Source organism: Haloactinomyces albus (assembly GCF_031458135.1).
Taxonomy (GTDB): Bacteria; Actinomycetota; Actinomycetes; order Mycobacteriales; family Pseudonocardiaceae; genus Haloactinomyces; species Haloactinomyces albus.
In genome coordinates, this window is the sequence record NZ_JAVDXW010000001.1 from 3,204,142 (window position 1) to 3,222,073 (window position 17,932).

Genomic DNA, 17,932 nt, shown 5'->3' on the forward strand with positions numbered 1-17,932 from the left:
GTTGTCGGATTCCTCGGTCGATGCGATCCGCTAGCGGACCTTGATGACGAAGCTCGTCGACGTGGTGCTGCCGCGGTATTTCACGGTCGCGGTGACGGTGGCGACACCCTCGTCGCTGGTGCGGATGGTGCCCTGGTGATCCACCGACACGACGTTCGGACGGTTGCTCCGGTAGCGGACGTTCATCCCCGGAGGGAAGGGCTTACCGGATCCCTCCGCGACATGGCCGTGGAGGGTGCCGTCGTTCATCGACACCGTGATCCGAGGCTGCACCACGGTGTTGCGCGGAAAGATCTTGCGGACGGTGATCCCGCGTGCCGCGTCGCCCTTGGCACGCGGTGTGGTGCTGGCGGTCACCGGGCGCAGCTTCAGCTCGCCGTGGACCTGGAACGACGCGCGCTGCGCGACACCGGACGTCGAACTCGACCGGGCGAGCTGGAGCGTGTAGTCACCGTTGGTCACCTCGAAGTGCCCCTGCTGCTGGTCGAACAGGGCCAGCTCGCGAGCCCGGACGTCGAACTCGACGCGCTCGGTCTCGCCCGGCTTCAGGGAGATCTTCTCGAAGGCCACGAGCCGCTTGTCCGGGCGCTGCGCCTTCTCGGACTTCGGGGCTGCCCCGTAGAGCTGGATCACGTCGGATCCGGCCCGCTCGCCGGTGTTGGTGACCTTCGCGCTCACGTGCACCGTGCCGTTCGGGGTGACGCTGGAGCGGTCGATGCGCAGGTCGCCGTACTCGAAGTCGGTGTAGCTCAGGCCGTACCCGAACGGGTAGGACACGTCACCGTCGAAGTACATGTAGGTCCGCCCCGGCTGCGAGTCGGTCGGCCGGATGCTGTAATCCCCGATCGACGGGAGTTGGGACTCGCTGCGGTACCAGGTGAAGGGCAGGTGACCGCTCGGGTTCGCCTGCCCGAGCAGCACGTCGGCGAGTGCCTCGCCCTTGCGCTGGCCGTTGTAGGAGCTCCACAGCAGGGCCGACACGTCGGAGCTGAAGCTGCGGACGTCGACCGTGCCCACGGTCTCCATGTAGACCACGGTGTTCGGGTTCTTCCCGGCCACCTCGTTGATCAGTGTCGTCTGCGGCTTCGGCAGGGTCAGGTTCTCGCGGTCATTGCTCTCCGAGGCGGTTTCCTCACCGGTGCCTGCGTAGACGATGGCGGTGTCGTAGTTCGCCGACTTGGCGACCGTCTCGGTGTTGAGCTGATGCTCCGTCCCCGGCGCGGTGCCGGGCAGGTAGTCCACGACCGCGTCGGGGTTGATCGCCTTGATCGCGGTCTTGATGCCCTCGTAGCCGGTGGTGCTGTTGGCCAGGCCGGCGGATCCCTGGTTGCTGGAGTAACCGCCCAGGTACATCTTCTTGGCGTGGTTGCCGATCACGGCTACGCGGAACGGCCCGGACTCGGGCACCTTCAGCGGAAGCAGCTTGCTGCCGCTGCCGTCGACGGGCTCGTTACGCAGCAGCACGATCGACTCGGCGGCTGCTTCGCGTGCCAGCTCCAGGCGCTTGGGGGTCTGGGTGACGGCGTTGTTGGCGTTGGAGTTCTCCCAGCTCCCCCGGGGAACGCGCTCGCGGGCCTTGCGCACCCACGGAACGTCTGCCGGATCGTCGAACTCGCCCAGCTTGATCCGCACCGTGAACATCCGCACCAGCGAGGCGTCCATGAAGTTCTCGGTGTAGACCCCGTTGTGGGTCTTGATGCCCTTCTCAACGGCGGTGGGCAGGGTGTTTCCGTAGTGGTGCTCGTCGTGGAAGCCCTGGTTGCAGTTGAGGTCGATCCCCGCTGCGTTGGCGTACGCGTTGCGTTCGATGTGATCGACCGGCTCCTCCTTGTTCGGAGGCTGCCACTGGTGCCCGTGCTGGATCTCGTAGACCGAGTCGCAGTCGGACGTGAAGAACCCGTCGAAGCCGAACGTCTTGCGGGCCAGCGTGTCCAGCAGGTGCAGGTCGGCCGAGGCAGGCACCCCGTTGACGCGGTTGTAGGCAGCCATGATCGAGCCGGGATCGCTGTTGCGGATCACCTCCCTGAACGGTGCCGTGTAGTACTCGCGCAGTGTCCGCTCGTCCATGTTGGACGATCCGGTGCGGCGGTTGTACTCGCTGTTGTTGGCCGCGAAGTGCTTGATCGTGGTACTGGTCTTCAAGTACCCCTCGGCGGAGGGCAGCAGGTTGCCGTTCTTGTCCTTGCCCTCCATCCCGTTGACGAACTGCGAGCCCATCTTCGCCGTCAGAGTCGGGTCCTCGCTGAAGGTCTCGTCGTTGCGTCCCCACCGGGGATCGCGGCTGAGGTTGATCGTCGGCGAGTAGAAGCTGAGGTCGAGCGTGTTGTTGCGCACGACCTCGCGGGCTTCGCTGGAGGTCCGGCTCGCCACTCGGTACATCAGGTCCGGGTTCCAGGTGGATCCCATGGACAGGCTCACCGGGTAGGACGTGGTGTTGGTCAGCACCTTCGGGTTGTCACCGTCGTTGTACTGCTCCCGGGCGACGCCGTGTGCGGCCTCGTTCCACCAGCCGTGGGCTTTCACGCCCAGCCGGGGAATCGCAGGCGACTGGCTGCTGATCATCTGGGAGGCTTTCTCCTGGAGGGTCATGCGCGACACGAGGTCGACCGCACGTTCCCGGGCGGAGTAGGACGGGTCCAGGTAGATCGGTGTGTTGGCTTCCGCAGCTGTGGCCTGTCCGGCGGTCGAGGCCGCCGAGACGGTACAGGCCACGCTCAGCCCTATGGCCGCGAAGAGCCGTAAAGGTCTTGCCTTCATGCACTTCTCCGATTCTCGGTTACTACAAGCGGGTCGGAAACGCTGGATCACGCCTGACCCGACACCTTTTCCTGCGGCGTCTCCCGCAGGTCGTTTTCCAGCTGTTCGAGGCTGCGGCCGGTGGTTTCCGGAACCAGTGCCCGGACGAAGAAGAACGAGACCACGCCGAACGCGGCGAAGATCAGCATGGACAGGCCCTGCCCGATGGTGGCCAGGACGACGGGGAAAGCCAGCGACACGACGAAGTTGGCGGCCCAGTTGCTCCACGTGGCCAGGCCCTCGGCCGGGCCGCGGATACGCAGGGGATACAGCTCGGGCAGCATCACCCACACGATCGGGCCCCAGGTCGCCCCGAAGGAGGCGATGTAGGTGGCCAGGCAGATGATCGTGATCACGGCGACCGTGGTCCCGGACGCACCCACGATCAGGGTGAGGGCGCCCAGGACCCCCAGGCTCAGGCTCATGCCGAGGCTGCCTGCCAGCAGCAGGCGCTTGCGGCCGATGCGGTCGGTGTAGCGCACCGCGACGAGGGTGAACAGCAGCATCACGGTGCCGATCCCGACCTGTGCGGCGATCGAGGCGCTCTCGCCCATACCGAGCTGGGTCAGTGTCGTCGGGGCGTAGTAGATGATCGTGTTGATGCCGACGAACTGCTGCAGCACCGCCAGGCCGATACCGATCGACAGGGCAGGGCGGATCCACTTGGCGGTCAGGTCCCGCCAGCCTGCTTCCTGACGGGCCTGCTGCTCGGCGGTGTTGATCTCGTCGAGTGCTTCGTCGATCTCGTCGGGGCGCCGGGTGCGCTCCAGGACTTGCCGAGCTTCGTCCATCCGGTTGCGGCTGGCCAGCCAGCGGGGTGTCTCGGGCATGAACAACATCCCGACGAACAGCGCCACCGCGGGCACCACGCCGAGCCCGAGCATCCAGCGCCAGGCCTCCCACGGGGCCAGCGCGTAGTCGACGATGTAGGCCAGCAGGATCCCGGCCGTGATCAGCAGCTGGTTCAGCGAGGTCAGCGTGCCGCGGATGCGGGTGGGGGAGATCTCGGCGATGTACATCGGAACGATGACCGAGGCCAGACCGACACCGATGCCGATCACGAATCGCGAGACCACGAGGGTGGCCACGTCGGGGCTCAGCGCGGCAGCGAGCGAGCCCACGGCGAACACGCAGGCGGCGACCAGCGCCATCTTCCGACGCCCCAGACGGGCGGCCAGACTTCCACTGGTCAGCGCTCCGACCATGGCTCCGACGAGAAGGCCACTGGTGACCAAGCCCTGGAGAAAGGCGTTGTCGGCGATCCCCAACGGGCCCTTGAGATACAGCAGGGCACCGGAGATCACACCGGTGTCGTAGCCGAACAGCAGGGCGCCGATCGCACAGATCGTCGCCGCCAGATACACCGAGCGCCCGCTGCGGCGCCGTATCGGTTCGGTCATCGTTCGTTCACTCCCGCGCAATGAATAAGATTTGTAAAAGGAAAAAACAAAATCGCCGATGTGTCAACACCCACACCCGTTGGCGGGATGCGGAGACGCCACGTTGACTGCACGTACACCCGACGACCGCGAAGAGAGGACCTCGTGACCGCTTCGACCACGCAGGGCCGGGACCCGGCCAGCCTGCGGCGACACAATCTCCGGACGCTCCTGCGTCACCTGCATCTGCAGGGGCCCACGAGCAGGGCTGAACTCGGCGAGGTCACCGGCTTGACCCGGAGCGCCATCGCCGATCTGGTCGGAGAGCTCACCACGCGTGGCCTCGTCCTCGAGGAGGGTGCGGGCCAGCCGCACACGCAGCGCGGGCGTCCCCCGCTGATCGTGTCGCCGCGTGACGAGTCGGCCTACGTCCTTGCCGTCGTCGTCGACGTGGACACGATCGGAATCGGCCGGGTGGGGCTCGGGGGAACCATCCTCGAGGAAGCGGAGACGCAACACGAGCACGTCTCCGGGGACCCCACCAGGAGCCTGGATCAACTGACGGGATTGGTGCAGGAGTGGCTGGAGTCCACCGAGACATCACCGGTCGCGATCGGTGTGGCCGTGCCGGGGATCGTCCGTGCCCGCGACGGGTTGATCGCACGGGCGCCGAACCTCGGATGGCGCAACCTCAGCCTCGGTGACGAACTGCGCCACCGCACCGGCCTGTCGTTGCCGATCGTGATCGGTAACGAGGCCGGACTGGCCGCCCTTGCCGAACACCGGCGCGGAGCAGGGCGGGAATACAGCGACCTCGTCTACGTATCGGCAGGAGTCGGTCTCGGTGGCGGAATCATCACCGGCGACCGATTGCTCACCGGCCATACCGGATACGGCGGCGAGGTCGGCCACATGATCACCCATCCCGGTGGTCGGTACTGCCACTGCGGTGGGCGAGGTTGCTGGGAGACCGAGGTCGGTGCGGATGCTCTGCTGCGGCACGCGGGCGTGCACGATCCTGCCGACCGCCATGCCGCCCTCGACGCGTTGTTCGTCGGTGCGGACCAGGCCGAAACACCCGCGCTGGAGGCGTTTCGCGCGCTCTGCACTCCGGTGGCGACCGGCCTGGCCAACCTGATCAACATTTTCGAACCCGAGCGCATCATCCTGGGCGGTCTGCTCCGGTCACTGATCCGGCATGCGGGAGACGAACTGAGAACGGCTCTCGACGACCTTCGAGGGCTCCCGGAACTCGATGTCGACCTGCAACCCGCTCAGCTCGGTGAGCACGGCCGACTTCTCGGCGCCGCGGAGGCCGCGGTCAACAGTTTTCTCGCCCGACTCGATTGACGCGCAGGTCGGCCCGTGCCGGGGAGAGCCCGTGCGCGGGCGAAATCAGCGCAGGGCCACCAGGGTGTTTCCGCGCTGTTCCAGCAGAACGCCACCGACGGACCCGAGTTCGATCTCGCCTCGGTGTTCCTGCCGCTGCACGGGGATGATTCGTTGCCGTGCCCCGGTGCGGGGATCGTGTACGGCAATTCCGTTCGGCACCGGGAGCAGCAGCTCGCCCGCGACGATGATGCCTGCCCCGCGCGTGTCCGCAACCGTCCAGACGGGAGCCAGTGTGGTGGGGTCGAGAGCCACGGTGCTGCTTCCGGCATGCCAGTAGACCCTGGCGGCACCGGTCGTGGATTCGACCCGGACATTGGCCTCCGGGGGCGAGGGCGGGGGCAGGTGCACGGGAAATCTCCCGCGAACATCCCCCGAGGTGTCGTAGACGACCAGCTCGGAGCGGTCGTACAGCGCGACGGCCACCCGCTTTTCGGCGACCGCGACGACGCTTGCGTTCGACCCGGCGACGACGGTGCTGAACACGGTTTCGGGGTTCTCGCCGTCCTCCGGGCGAGCCTTGAGTACGGTGATGCGATCACCCGGCGCACGAGGACACTCCTCGATGACGCCCACTCTCTCGTGGCCGACCGCGATCGAGGAGTAGCGGCACTCGGGGCGTTGCAGGTTGTTGTCCGGATTCTTCAGTGCGTGCGGAATCCCGTACTGCTGCGTGCGCACGAGGTCGGAGCGCCAGGTCTCGAAGACTCGGCTGCCGGTAGCGGTGATGTAGGTGCCGTCGGACAGCAGCCGGGTGCCGAAGGGAACATCGCTGTTGCGCTGTGGACCACGCTTGCCTGTCGACCCCTCCAACGAGGTCACCTCGCTGCAGTTGTGCGACTTGCGGTACACCGCGATCGCACGGCGCCACTCGGAGCCGACAGTACACAGCGGCAGGTCCCGCGCATAACGCCAGCGAACCTCACCGGTGACCGGATCACGTCCCAGAACCTCGCCGTTCGCGGCGGTCACTGCGGTCGGACCAGCCACGACCGGCTGCGGAGTGGCCGGGCTGGGAGCCCGCCACGCTTCCCGCAGCGTTGTCGGAACCGCAGCGGGCGGGTGGACCTCGGCGGCGGGTTCGGCCGCGGGTTGCGAGATCGTCGCCCGGGCGTCGCTGTGCCACCAGACCACGGCCGAAGCGATCAGCACGGCCACCACGATCAGCACCACTGCGGTGAGGTCGGCTCTCGTGCGCCGCTCCGGCCGTACCACTGTGACTCCCGGCGAACAGATTCGTTGATGGCTGTCTCACCCGAGCTTAGGGTTCGTTTCACCGGTGTGGGCGGGTGGTCCGAGGATCACCCGCTCGAACGGAAGAACCCGATCCCGTGTCCCGCTTCGCGTGGGAGACGGGTCACTCGCTCGCGGCGCTGCTTCCCGCAGTGCCACTGCTCGCAGTGCCGTTGTCCGCAGCGCTGCTGTGCGCGGTGCCCGCGGTGGTGCGCCCGGAGCCACCTCGCCGCCTGCGACGACGGCGGGCGGGTCGTTCCGCGCTTTCCTGAACGTCCTGGCCACCCTGGTCGCTCGGCGCTTCCGCGGACTGCGTCGCTCCATCGGTATTGACGCCGCCGCGAGTGCGGCGCCTCCGGCGGCGGCCTGCGGGCCGTGTGTCACCGGACGACTCTCCCCGGGACCCGTCGCCGTTGTCGCCGACCGTGTGCTCACGGCCGGAGCCACCGCGGGTGCGCTTGCGTGAGCGCTTGCGCGGGGCAGCCGTGCCCTCTTCGGCCTCGGCAGCGAGTCCGGCGCGCTTGCGCTGAGCCAGCGGCAGCCGCCCGGTCGCATCGGAGGGCACATCGAGATCGCTGTAGAGATGCGCGGAGGTCGAGTAGGTTTCGACGGGCTGTGGCATGCCCAGGCCCAGCGCGTCGTTGATCACCTTCCAGCGCTGTTCCTCGTCCCAGTCGACCAGGGTGATCGCCACGCCCGCGCGGCCCGCCCGGCCGGTGCGACCGATCCGGTGCACATAGGTCTTCTCGTCATCCGGGCATTGGAGGTTGATCACATGCGTCACCCCCTCGACATCGATGCCGCGGGCTGCGACATCGGTGGCGACCAGGGTGTCGACCTTGCCGGAGCGGAAGGCGCGCAATGCTTTCTCCCGGGCGCTCTGCCCGAGATCACCGTGGACCGATCCGGCGGCGAAGCCGCGCTCGTTGAGCTCGTCGGAGAGTTTCTGTGCGGTGCGCTTGGTGCGGCTGAAGATCATGGTCAGACCACGGTCGCGTGCCTGCAGCGCGCGGGCCAGCAGTTCGGTCTTGTCCATCGCGTGCGCGCGGTAGACGAACTGCCGAGTGCGTTCGTGAACAGCCCCCTCGTCGGCCTGCTCGGCTCGGATGTGGGTGGGTTGCTGCAGGAACGTCCGGGCCAGTGTGATGATCGGCCCCGGCATGGTGGCCGAGAACAGCATGGTCTGCCGCTGCTCGGGGACCATGCCGAGAATGCGCTCGATGTCCGGGAGAAAGCCCAGGTCGAGCATTTCGTCGGCCTCGTCGAGGACCAGGCCGCCGACCTTGCCCAGAACGAGATGCTGCTGCTCGGCAAGATCGAGCAGGCGTCCCGGCGTGCCGATGACCAGGTCGACACCCTGCTGGAGGGCCTCGATCTGAGGCTCGTAGGGGCGCCCCCCGTACACCGCGAGGGTGCGGATGCCGAGGTGCTTGGCCGCGTCTTCCAGGTCCCGCGTGACCTGCACGCACAGTTCACGGGTCGGTACGACCACCAAGGCCTGGGGGGTTCCGTCACCGGGGGTACGCAGCCGTTGCAACAGGGGTACCCCGAAACCCAGGGTCTTGCCCATACCGGTACGGGCTTGGCCGATCAGATCCTCGCCGCGCAGCGCCAACGGGAGAGTGAGTTCCTGAATGGCGAAGGTGTGCTCGATGCCCGCTTCGTCGAGGGCGCGCACGATCTGCTCGTCCACGCCGAGCTCGGCGAAGGTGGGGGTGTCCGGTGTGGGGGGTTGTTCGGCGTGCAGCGGGCGGGCATGTCGGACATCGACGTCCTCGGGGGTGCCGCTCTCGCTGTGCTCCAGCACGTTCGGATCGGGTGCTGTGGTTTCTGCTGTAGTTCCTGCCGGGGTCCCTGCCGGGGGAGCAGTGCCGCTGCTGCCCGCGGGAACCCGTTCGTTGCTGACCGTCAGAATGATCGCCTCTCTCATACCTGCGCGCACGCGGGGCTCAAGCCCGGTTGTGGTGGTGAGCCCGGCAGCCGCTCGGATCCCTCGCGACCGCGCGCGGCGCTCCTGGTCACCCACGTGACGGTGCGCGCCTTCGTTCGAATCAGCGGTGCTTGCCCGCTGTCAGGTCTGTCATTGTGTCGACGTCGTAGCGCGGGAACGCCGCCGTCGCGCAAGGCGGCAAGAGCCCCCTGTCGTGCGGGCCGCGTTCGCGCCTGCAGTGCTGTCCCCTGCGGCGATTTTCCCCGCAGCTTCCCCCGCAGCTTCCCCCGCAGCGACCCGCGGAACCGTCCCGCCGTAACTGCCGGGTGGGTCCTGTGCCGTTCGGCATCGAGGTTGCCGGACGACTGCCCCGGAGCCACCTCGGGACGAGCCGTCCTGCGTGCGCACGTCCGGAGGAATCCTTCCCGAGAACCGGGCCGGGACGTACTGCTGGGCCGGGACGTACTGCTGCGAGAGCTACTGCTCCGAGGCCTACTGCTCCGAGGCCTACTGCTCCGAGGCCTACTACTGGGTGACGCCAATACTCCTCCTTCCGCCAGAGTACCCGCTCTGATGCGATACACCGGGATGGAGGCGGCTGCGCGCGGCGCGGATCCGGTTAGGCTCGCGGTCATGAGTGAGGCTGACGAGAGTGTTGCGGCGTCCGTCGGGGCATCCGACGAGGGCTCCGAGCAAGGCGTTGTCGATCTACTCGCGGCGTTGGCCTACGGCGAGCTCTCGGCGTTCGACCGGCTGGCCGAGGATGCGCGTGCGGCACCGACACTGCAGGGGCGGGCGGCGTTGGCCAGTATGGCCGCGGCCGAGATCGGCCACTACCGACTCCTGGAGGAGAGACTCGCCCAGCGCGGTGTGGTCGTCGAGGAGGTGATGCAGCCGTTCGTCGGGCCTTTCGACGCCTTCAACGCCTCGACAGCCCCGCATTCGTGGCTGGAATCGCTGGTGAAGGCCTATGTCGGCGACGGACTGGCCGCGGACTTCTACCGTGAGGTCGCGAAATGGCTCGATCCCGAGACACGGGAACTCGTGCTGACGGTGCTCGCCGACACCGGGCATTCGGCGTTCGCCGAACGTGAGGTGCAGGCGGCGTGCCTCGAGGACGGCTCCCTGCGCGACAAACTGACCCTGTGGGGGCGTCGGCTGCTGGGTGAGGCAGTGTCGCAGGCGCAGCGGGTGGTGGCCGAGCGCGACGCTCTCGCGGAACTGATCATCCGAGGCTCCGGTGACCTCGCCGGTATCGCGGCGCTGTTCAAGCGGCTGCAGAACAACCACACCAAGCGGATGAGCCGCCTCGGTCTGGGGTGATCGGTCCGGGGGCGGTGATACCTGCTCGTGCCTGCGTCGCGAGCGCCGGGGCGTGGGATAGCCTGGGGGTGACGTAGTCGTAGACGAGTTTGCACGGAGGTTCGGCGTGGAGGTCAAGATCGGCGTCGTGGACAGCTCGCGCGAGCTGACGATCATCAGCCGTCAGTCCCCGGACGAGGTCGAGTCGCTGGTCGCCGACGCGCTGGCAAAGACGGACGGTCGGCTGTCCCTGAGCGATGAGAAGGGGCGGCGCTACATCGTTCCGTCCGCCAAGATCTCTTACGTGGAGATCGGCCCGTCGGAGCCGACCCGAGTCGGCTTCGGCGTCAGCTGAGCACCGCTTTCACGAAACGGGTGGGGCTCCCCGCAGGGCAGCCCCACCCGTTTGCGCGAGATGTTCAGGTGGTTTCCCGAAGCTCGCCGAGGTCCGTGGCCGGCGCGTACGGCGGATACCCGAGCCCGCTGATCCGGTAGCGGTTCCACGGGTCGGGATCGGCCAGCGTCGCGACCGCCTGACCATCCGGTGTGCGCAACACCACCTCCGTCTTCCGGCCGCCGGTCAGTTCGTCGACCTCGGGGTTGGCGGCCACCCGTCCGTACCAGTGGAAACGGCCGTCGATCGGCTGGAAGTGCCCGCGTAGCACGACCTCGACGGTGATCTCCCGCTCCTCGGTGAACACCACCGCAGGACCCCGGTAGTCGTCCTCTTCGTGCTCGTGCGCCGGGCTCTCCTGCATGTTGCCTCCTTGCGGCTTCAGCCCTGGTGGGCTCGTCCTTCGGCGTCTTCGGAGCCCTCGGTGTCCTCGCCGGTGATCACTCGCAGGTCGGGGCTCAGCTCCAGCGGTTCGTCCGGGTCGAGCACGATCCCTCCGGATCGCAGTACGCCGTCGATGGCGAACCAGATGATCCGGGTGAGGTAGTCGGTGAGGTCTTCTCTGCTCATCGACTGGCGATCCAGCCACCAATCACCGCTGGCCTGGACCATGCCGACCAGTCCGTGGCTCCAGGCCTCCACGCCGCCGGAGTCCAGGTTCAGCGAGCGCAGGTATTCGCCCAGCAGCCGCGACAGCGAGTTGGCGATGACCGTCTTCTCCGTGGTGACCGGATCGTCCTGCACCGGCCGGTCGGCGAAGGTCCGCCGCACCACGAAGCGGTACAGCTCGGGATACTCCTCGATCACTCCGAGATAGGTGCTGATGATGCGGCGAATGCGCTGGTGGATGCTGCCGCCCTCGTCGAGGGTCGGGCCGATCCGCTGCATCAGCAGTTCCGTTCCCCACTCGCCGACGGCCAGGTAGAGGTCGCTCTTATCACTGAAGTGCCGGTACAGCACGGGTTTGCTGACCCCGGCCTCGGCCGCGATGTCGTCCATGCCGACCTCGGCGCCGTACTGGCCGATGGCGCGCACGGTCGCCTCGACGAACTCGGCGCGGCGCGCCTGGCGGTGTCCGCGCCAGCGTTCGCGCCGCTTGTCACCGCGGGGTGGTTCGTTCCGCGGTTGCCCGTTGGCGGCCTTGACAGGCCGGGAGATGTGGCTCACGCTACCCAAGGTAACTGTTACTGGAAGTAACACGCAATCCGGCATACACCGCTGTTTTTCGGAAAGTGATGGCTTTCGATGAACAAGACGCTTCAGGTCAACGACCGTGCGAAGACCGCAGCCCGGTTGCTCAAGTCGTCGGCCAAGAGCAGCTATGACCCCGAGGTCGATATCGACTGGGACGCGCCACTGGCCGAGTCACAGCCCTACATTCCCGTCAAGCGGAGTTCGCTGTACGGCACGTCGCTGTGGGAGCAGCTCACCGAGCAACAGCGGATCGAACTGACCAAGCACGAGTTCGCCAGCATCGCCTCGAACGGTCTGTGGTTCGAGATCCTGCTGATGCAGATGCTGCTCAAGGACGTCTACAGCAGGGACCCGCGCACCGCTCACGCCCAGTACGCGCTGACCGAGGTCGCCGACGAGTGCCGTCACTCCACGATGTTCGCCCGGGCGTGCGAGCGGGTGGGCGCACCCGCCTACGGGCCGATCCCGATCCTGCACCACGGCGGCAGGATTCTGCCCGCCGTGCTCAAGGGGCCCTCGGCGTACGCCTCGATCCTGGTCGCCGAGGAGATCCTCGACCGATTCCAGCGGGATCAGATGAACGACCCTGAGGTCCAGCCGCTGGTGCGCATGGTCAACCGCATCCACGTGCTGGAGGAGGCCCGCCACGTCACCTTCGCGCGGGAGGAGGTCACGCGCGGAATGCGGGAGTGCAATGCCGCGCAACGCGCCTATCACCAGTACTGGACCGCGCTGGTGTCCTTCTGCATCGTTCGTGCGCTGATCAACCCCCGTGTCTACAAGGCCGTGGGACTGCGCCCCAGGACCGCGCATCAGGCCGCGCTGAGCAATCCGCATTGGCAGGACACCGTGCACTGGGGTGGCGAGAAGATCATGTCTTTCCTGGACGAGGTCGGGCTCGTCGGCAAGCCCGGGATGAGCCTGTGGAAGAAGGCGGGGTTGATCCGGTGACCGTCGAACAACACGTCGCTGCCGCACCGACTTTCACGGCCGGCGACGGAACCGACCTACGGGTGCACGAGGACGGTCCTTCGGAGGCACCGATCACGGTCGTGTTCGTGCACGGTTGGACATTGAGCAGGCACAGCTGGGATCGCGTGGTGGCGGAGTTGCCCGTCGCGGCGGGGATGTCGGTGCGCAGCATGAGTTTCGATCTGCGCGGGCACGGGGATTCCGATCCCGCACCGGCCGGGACGGCGACGATCCGGCAGTGCGCGGACGATCTCGCCGAACTGCTCGCCGATCGGGTGCCGGAGGGACCGGTCGTGCTCGCCGGCCACTCGATGGGCGGTATGACGGTGATGGCACTGGCCGAGCGGCACCCGCAGCTGTTCGCCGATCGGGTGAGCGGTGTCGCGCTGGTGGCCACCTCCAGTGGCGACCTTGCCGCGCCGTCTCTCGGTCTGCCGAAGCCTCTCGCGGCGCTGTTCAACGCGGGCGAGCGCGCGGTGCGGTCCCGGCTCGCCGCCGCGCGTGGTCGGGCGGTGACCAAGCGTTCGCGGTGGATGCGTCCCGGGCTGCGCTGGCTGCTGTTCGGAGCGGAACCGGCCCGCGCCGATATCGCCGCGACCGCGGACTGGGTGGCGGCGTGCCATCCGCCGAGCATGGCCGGTTTCCGTGCCTCGCTGGCCGACCACGACCGGGTGGAAGCGCTGGCGGCGCTGCGCTCGATCCCGGTGGTGGTGCTGGCAGGTTTGGCCGATCGGCTGTGCCCGTATCCGCACGCCCGGCGCATCGTCGAGACACTGCCGCACGCCGAGCACCTGGTCTACGCCGGTGCCGGACACATGCTGCCGCTGGAGCGGAGTGACGAGGTGACCGCGAGGATCGCCGATCTCGTTCGTACGGTGGTGCGGTGACCTGCTGTCGCTCGGACCTCCCGGCCCGGCCGGTATCCCGGTGAGGTCCGCGCGGCACCGTTCTCGTCGGGGTTCGTTCGGTACCGTGGTCGGGTGCATCGTCCGCATCTTGACGAGAGGACCCCCGTGGGACAGCACACGAGTGACGGCATCCACCATCACGGCTACGTCGAGGACGCGCCGCTGAACACCGCCCTGTCCGCGCACGACCGCCTTTCCCGGCTGGATGTGGCGGAGGTGCTGCACACTCCGGAGGAGGTGGCGCAGTGGTTGGCCACCACGTTGCGCGCGGCCATGGGCAAGTCCGAGGACGATGTGGCGTTCAGCGACGAGTGGGACCAGTGGGTCAAGTACGCTCAGGCGGGTGAAACCGTCACCACCGGCCTGCGTCATGGCCCCACGATCAGCGTGGTGGCGGTGCCCGAGGACGACTGCCGGTGCGAGGCGACTCCCCTCGTTCCCGTCGGTGGTAAAAAGCGCAGCCGGTGACGTGGATCCTTATCCTGCTGCTCGAGTGATCGGCCTGGGCAGGATGACCAGTTCCGGCGTTCCGGTTCGATGCATTGCAAGGCAGTAGGCCACGTGGCGTAGGTGGCTACTCGATGTGGCCTGCATCGTCGCAAGGCACGAACCGGGGCGGCGGTTCAGGACCACAGTGCCCGGTCATAGTAAAAGCGATCTTTATCCCTGTTGGAGGGGGAAACCGGCGAGCCCTTTCCACGCGAGGGTCGACATCAGGTGCACGGCCTCGTCCCGGGAGATCGAGTTCGGAGTGTCCAGCCAGTCGCGGGCGGTGACCTGGCTGAGGCCGACCAGTCCGACCGCGAGCAGGCGTGCCCGTTCGTGATCGAGACCTGCGTCGGCGGTGACGGCTTCGGCGACCGCGTCGACGCATGCGGACAGCGCGCCCTCGACGGCCTGCTCGACCGCGGGTTCCCCGCGCAGGTCGGACTCGAACACGAGGCGGAACGCCTGGTCCTCACCGTCGACGAACTCGTAGAGGGCCCCCACGGCGGCGCGCACGCGGTGCTTGTTCTCCGGGGTGGACTCGATTGCTTCCCGGACGCGCCGGACCATCTCGGAGCCGTGGGTCTCCAGCAGCGCCAGATACAGTTCCAGCTTGCTGGGGAAGTGCTGGTAGAGCACGGGCTTGCTGACTCCGGCCTGCTCGGCGATGTCGTCCATCGCGGCAGCGTGGTAACCGTTGGCCACGAACACGTGCTGAGCTGCCGTGAGCAGTTGTGCCCGGCGCGCGTCACGGGGCAGCCGTACCCCACGGGCAGGCTGCTCGGTGCTCTGCTGCACGGTCTCGGTCATGCGTGTCCTCCACCGGATGCTGCGGACCCGGCCGGGGCCGTCCGTGCCGGGGTTCCCCCAACTTTACTTGTCGGTAAAGGAGGATGGGCCGTTGCCCGAGGATTGCCGCGCTCGTCAGGAGCTTTCGGCTGCGGCGGTTCGTCGCTTTCGGTGACCATGTCCGCCGGATCGGTGACTGTACGTACCCGTACTCCCTGTTTCGGGCAGTTGCTGTGGCACCCTGGAGCATGCCCAGGGTCGAGGACCGATCGAGTGGCGACCCCACCGCTCGGCGTGGCCGGTGCCCGACGGCCGCCCGGAAAGGCCGGACCGAAAATGGGGGAACAGTGGATTCGCAGCATCGAAATCGAAAGCGGCCCCGAGCGGAGCCCCTGGCGGCATCCTGGCACCCGGCGAGTTCGGCCGAGGCGGAGCGTGCGAACGATTCGCGACGGCGCCCGCAACGCCGGAAGGGACGGTTCTCGCAGTACGGCTGGAGTGTGTTCGCCATTCCGGTGATGATCGTCCTCTCCGCGCTGGCGACGTTCCAGGCCGCCGAACCCCCGCGGGGGAACGCGGGCAAGCCGGAAGCCAGTGCCGGTGCCACTCGGACGAAGGCGAGCACACCACCGGTCGTCACCGAGGCACCGAAGGGCAAGTCCTACGACTCCGAGTTGTTCTCGGCGGAATTACCACCGGGAGCACCGATCCCCAAGAACGGAACGGGCACCTTCGACGTGGTCCCCGGGACCTCCTCCCGTGTCGGCTCCGGGGAGTTGTATCGCTACACGATCGAGATCGAGCACGGGGTCACCCTGACCGAGGGCAACGACACGTTCGCTCGCCTGGTCCAGCAGACGTTGTCCGACCCCCGTAGTTGGACCAACCCGAGAGGCGGGGGAATCTCCCTGCAGCGCGTGGACGAGGAGGGGCCGCCTCCGGACTTCCGCGTGACCCTGCTCAGCCAGAACACGGCCAGGGAGACCTGCGGCTACAGCAGCGGACTGCCTTACGACAGCTCGTGCCGGATCGGGGAACGGGTGTACATCAGTGCCGCCCGGTGGGTGCGGGGTGCCGTCTCGTTCGACGGTGACATCGGTACCTACCGGCGTTATGCCATCAATCACGAGGTCGGCCATGTCTTCGGCAACGGGCACGCGGCCTGCCCGGAGCAGGGTGTACTGGCGCCGGTCATGATGCAGCAGACGTTCAGCGTGGCCAACAACGAGTTGCACCGGCTGAACGAGCGGGTATCGCAAGGTACCGACATCCCGGCCAACGGCTTGGTGTGTGAACCGAACGCCTGGCCGTTCCCACTGGGCAAGCATGCGGAATGAACGAGGACAGGCGGCGGGGCGAGCACCGCTACCGCGGCACAGCACAGTCCGCGGCCCACGCGTGGTCTCCCAAGGATTGGGAACACTTGGGGGCGGGAATGCGGACCGGTCGGTCTTGCGTTGCAGACTTCGTGAGGCGCTCGCCTGCGGCGGGTACCCTACGAAGGTTCGGGACCGAACTGTCACCAGCACAGGACCCGAGCGAAGCAAGCACCACTGAGGAGGAGCTCGGAGATGTCCGGCGAGGCAACGCAGGGTAGTCCGGCCCAGGATGCGGCGACACTGCCGCCGCTCGTCGAGCCGGCGGCGGAGCTGACCAAGGACGAGGTCGCCCGCTACAGCCGCCACTTGATCATCCCGGATGTCGGGATGGCGGGCCAGAAACGTCTGAAGAACGCAAAGGTTCTGGTCATCGGTGCGGGAGGGCTGGGAAGCCCGGCACTGCTCTATCTCGCCGCCGCCGGTGTGGGCACCCTCGGCATCGTGGAGTTCGATGCCGTGGACGAATCCAATCTGCATCGCCAGATCATCCACGGTCAGTCCGATCTGAACCGCTCGAAGGGCGAGTCGGCCAAGGACTCGATCCTCGAGGTCAACCCGCTCGTGCAGGTCAACCTGCACGAGACGCACCTGACGTCGGACAACGCGCTGGATATTTTCCGCGACTACGACCTGATCCTGGACGGCACCGACAACTTCGCCACCCGGTACCTGGTCAACGATGCCGCGGTGCTGCTGGGCAAGCCCTACGTGTGGGGCTCGATCTTCCGTTTCGAGGGCCAGGCCAGCGTGTTCTGGGAGAAGCACGGCCCGAACTACCGTGACCTGTACCCGGAACCGCCGCCGCCCGGGATGGTGCCCTCCTGCGCCGAGGGTGGCGTGCTCGGTGTGCTGTGCGCCTCGATCGGATCGATCATGGTCAACGAGGCGATCAAGCTCATCACCGGGATCGGGGAAACCCTGCTCGGCCGGCTGATGATCTACGACGCGCTCGAGATGAGCTACCGCACCGTCAAGATCCGCAAGGATCCCAACGCCGATAAGGTCACCGAGCTCATCGACTACGACGCGTTCTGCGGTGTGGTCTCCGACGAGGCTCAGCAGGCAGCAGCGGGGAGCACCATCACTCCTCGCGAGCTCAAGGAGAAGTTCGACGCAGGGGAGAAGTTCGACCTGATCGACGTCCGGGAACCGCACGAGTACGAGATCGTCAAGATCGACGGTTCGACACTGATCCCCAAGGACCGCATCCTGTCCGGTGAGGCGCTCGCGGAACTTCCGCAGGACCGCCAGATCGTGCTGCACTGCAAGTCCGGCGCGCGTTCCGCCGAGGCGCTCGCGGCGCTGCAGAAGGCCGGCTTCTCGGATGCCGTGCACGTCGGTGGCGGTGTCCTCGGCTGGGCCAACGAGGTCGACCAGAGCCTGCCGACCTACTGAGGACCGCTTTCACCATCACCTGGCACCGGTCGGGGCTTGTGCATCCGGCGCAAGCCCCGACCGGTGACGCAGGATGGCCGGTGTGGACGGCTTGCCACTGTATGGCGCAAGTGTGCGAGCGGTACCATGATCGTTCCATGGCGCGAATGAATCTTCACGGCGTGCCGGACGAGGTCTATGCCGCTCTCGTCAAGGGAGCCGAGGAAAATCGTCGGCCCTTGAACGCTTTTGTCGTGGAACGACTCGCCGAGGTTGCCAACGTCGTCAACATGGCGGATTATGTCGCCTCCTACACGCCGCCCGTGGGCACAGGTGTGACCGTTGATGACGCTGTCGCCGCCGTACGAGAGGTGCGCGACGCGTCATGATTCAGGCTGCGTCGGGAG

General features: G+C 67.2%; 16 protein-coding genes. 9 read left to right on the top strand and 7 right to left on the bottom strand.

The features are described from left to right. Positions 1–30: 30 nt before the first annotated feature. A complete protein-coding gene (locus JOF55_RS15190; RefSeq protein WP_310274773.1) occupies positions 31–2,757 on the bottom strand; it encodes a glycoside hydrolase family 3 C-terminal domain-containing protein in 2,727 nt (908 codons plus the stop codon). 47 nt (positions 2,758–2,804) lie between these two features. After that, the gene (locus tag JOF55_RS15195) at positions 2,805–4,196 is read right to left on the bottom strand and encodes a sugar porter family MFS transporter (protein WP_310274775.1); all 1,392 of its coding nucleotides are present in this window, start codon (positions 4,194–4,196) and stop codon (positions 2,805–2,807) included. Positions 4,197–4,340: 144 nt separating this feature from the next. Between JOF55_RS15195 and JOF55_RS15200 the strand changes: the two genes are divergently transcribed. Beyond that, the gene (locus JOF55_RS15200; protein ID WP_310274777.1) at positions 4,341–5,525 is read left to right on the top strand and encodes an ROK family protein; all 1,185 of its coding nucleotides are present in this window, start codon (positions 4,341–4,343) and stop codon (positions 5,523–5,525) included. A 45-nt stretch (positions 5,526–5,570) separates the two neighbouring features. On the opposite strand, the gene JOF55_RS15205 is transcribed toward JOF55_RS15200, so the two are convergent. Together JOF55_RS15205 and JOF55_RS15210 are read right to left on the bottom strand one after the other, a co-directional pair. After that, positions 5,571–6,779, bottom strand: coding sequence for an Rv3212 family protein (locus JOF55_RS15205; RefSeq protein ID WP_310274779.1), 1,209 nt, complete (start codon positions 6,777–6,779; stop codon positions 5,571–5,573). A 142-nt stretch (positions 6,780–6,921) separates the two neighbouring features. Then, complete coding sequence (locus JOF55_RS15210; RefSeq protein ID WP_310274781.1) at positions 6,922–8,727, bottom strand: DEAD/DEAH box helicase; 1,806 nt, start codon at positions 8,725–8,727, stop codon at positions 6,922–6,924. A 633-nt stretch (positions 8,728–9,360) separates the two neighbouring features. Between JOF55_RS15210 and JOF55_RS15215 the strand changes: the two genes are divergently transcribed. Continuing rightward, the gene (locus JOF55_RS15215; protein ID WP_310274783.1) at positions 9,361–10,050 is read left to right on the top strand and encodes a ferritin-like fold-containing protein; all 690 of its coding nucleotides are present in this window, start codon (positions 9,361–9,363) and stop codon (positions 10,048–10,050) included. 106 nt (positions 10,051–10,156) lie between these two features. Then, a complete protein-coding gene (locus JOF55_RS15220; RefSeq protein ID WP_310274785.1) occupies positions 10,157–10,384 on the top strand; it encodes a DUF3107 domain-containing protein in 228 nt (75 codons plus the stop codon). A 64-nt stretch (positions 10,385–10,448) separates the two neighbouring features. Here JOF55_RS15220 and JOF55_RS15225 read toward each other — a convergent pair whose 3' ends face one another. Both JOF55_RS15225 and JOF55_RS15230 read right to left on the bottom strand, forming a co-directional pair. Then, positions 10,449–10,787, bottom strand: a complete 339-nt coding sequence (locus JOF55_RS15225; RefSeq protein ID WP_310274787.1) for a DUF4873 domain-containing protein — start codon at positions 10,785–10,787, stop codon at positions 10,449–10,451. 17 nt (positions 10,788–10,804) lie between these two features. Then, the gene (locus tag JOF55_RS15230) at positions 10,805–11,590 is read right to left on the bottom strand and encodes a TetR/AcrR family transcriptional regulator (protein WP_310274789.1); all 786 of its coding nucleotides are present in this window, start codon (positions 11,588–11,590) and stop codon (positions 10,805–10,807) included. 78 nt (positions 11,591–11,668) lie between these two features. On the opposite strand from JOF55_RS15230, the gene JOF55_RS15235 reads away from it, so the two are divergent. From JOF55_RS15235 to JOF55_RS15245, 3 genes are all read left to right on the top strand, one after another. Then, positions 11,669–12,568 carry an AurF N-oxygenase family protein gene (locus tag JOF55_RS15235; RefSeq protein ID WP_310274791.1) on the top strand — a complete coding sequence of 300 codons (900 nt, stop codon included), beginning with the start codon at positions 11,669–11,671 and terminating at the stop codon, positions 12,566–12,568. Then, positions 12,565–13,476, top strand: coding sequence for an alpha/beta fold hydrolase (locus tag JOF55_RS15240; protein WP_310274793.1), 912 nt, complete (start codon positions 12,565–12,567; stop codon positions 13,474–13,476). The genes JOF55_RS15235 and JOF55_RS15240 overlap by 4 nt, the downstream gene beginning before the upstream one ends. A 126-nt stretch (positions 13,477–13,602) precedes the next feature. Further along, positions 13,603–13,965 carry a hypothetical protein gene (locus tag JOF55_RS15245; RefSeq protein WP_310274795.1) on the top strand — a complete coding sequence of 121 codons (363 nt, stop codon included), beginning with the start codon at positions 13,603–13,605 and terminating at the stop codon, positions 13,963–13,965. 192 nt (positions 13,966–14,157) lie between these two features. Here the strand turns inward: JOF55_RS15245 and JOF55_RS15250 are convergent, their stop codons facing one another. Next, positions 14,158–14,793 carry a TetR/AcrR family transcriptional regulator gene (locus tag JOF55_RS15250; protein ID WP_310274798.1) on the bottom strand — a complete coding sequence of 212 codons (636 nt, stop codon included), beginning with the start codon at positions 14,791–14,793 and terminating at the stop codon, positions 14,158–14,160. 479 nt (positions 14,794–15,272) lie between these two features. Here JOF55_RS15250 and JOF55_RS15255 point away from each other — a divergent pair, with 479 nt between their 5' ends. The 3 genes from JOF55_RS15255 to JOF55_RS15265 all read left to right on the top strand — a co-directional run bounded on the left by JOF55_RS15255 (position 15,273) and on the right by JOF55_RS15265 (position 17,914). Then, complete coding sequence (locus JOF55_RS15255) at positions 15,273–16,109, top strand: DUF3152 domain-containing protein (protein ID WP_310274799.1); 837 nt, start codon at positions 15,273–15,275, stop codon at positions 16,107–16,109. Between the two features lie 234 nt (positions 16,110–16,343). Then, on the top strand, positions 16,344–17,546 hold the full coding sequence (gene moeZ / locus JOF55_RS15260) for an adenylyltransferase/sulfurtransferase MoeZ (protein WP_310274801.1): 1,203 nt from the start codon (positions 16,344–16,346) through the stop codon (positions 17,544–17,546). Positions 17,547–17,683: 137 nt separating this feature from the next. Then, complete coding sequence (locus tag JOF55_RS15265; protein WP_310274804.1) at positions 17,684–17,914, top strand: hypothetical protein; 231 nt, start codon at positions 17,684–17,686, stop codon at positions 17,912–17,914. The last annotated feature ends 18 nt before the right edge of the window (positions 17,915–17,932 follow it).

Bases quoted from the DNA above. Each gene is read 5' to 3' on its own strand.
- JOF55_RS15190 (WP_310274773.1), bottom strand. From the start codon at position 2,757: ATGAAGGCAAGACCTTTACGGCTCTTCGCGGCCATAGGGCTGAGCGTG.
- JOF55_RS15195 (WP_310274775.1), bottom strand. From the start codon at position 4,196: ATGACCGAACCGATACGGCGCCGCAGCGGGCGCTCGGTGTATCTGGCG.
- JOF55_RS15210 (WP_310274781.1), bottom strand. From the start codon at position 8,727: ATGAGAGAGGCGATCATTCTGACGGTCAGCAACGAACGGGTTCCCGCG.
- JOF55_RS15215 (WP_310274783.1), top strand. From the start codon at position 9,361: ATGAGTGAGGCTGACGAGAGTGTTGCGGCGTCCGTCGGGGCATCCGAC.
- JOF55_RS15225 (WP_310274787.1), bottom strand. From the start codon at position 10,787: ATGCAGGAGAGCCCGGCGCACGAGCACGAAGAGGACGACTACCGGGGT.
- JOF55_RS15235 (WP_310274791.1), top strand. From the start codon at position 11,669: ATGAACAAGACGCTTCAGGTCAACGACCGTGCGAAGACCGCAGCCCGG.
- JOF55_RS15250 (WP_310274798.1), bottom strand. From the start codon at position 14,793: ATGACCGAGACCGTGCAGCAGAGCACCGAGCAGCCTGCCCGTGGGGTA.
- moeZ (WP_310274801.1), top strand. From the start codon at position 16,344: ATGTCCGGCGAGGCAACGCAGGGTAGTCCGGCCCAGGATGCGGCGACA.
- JOF55_RS15265 (WP_310274804.1), top strand. From the start codon at position 17,684: ATGGCGCGAATGAATCTTCACGGCGTGCCGGACGAGGTCTATGCCGCT.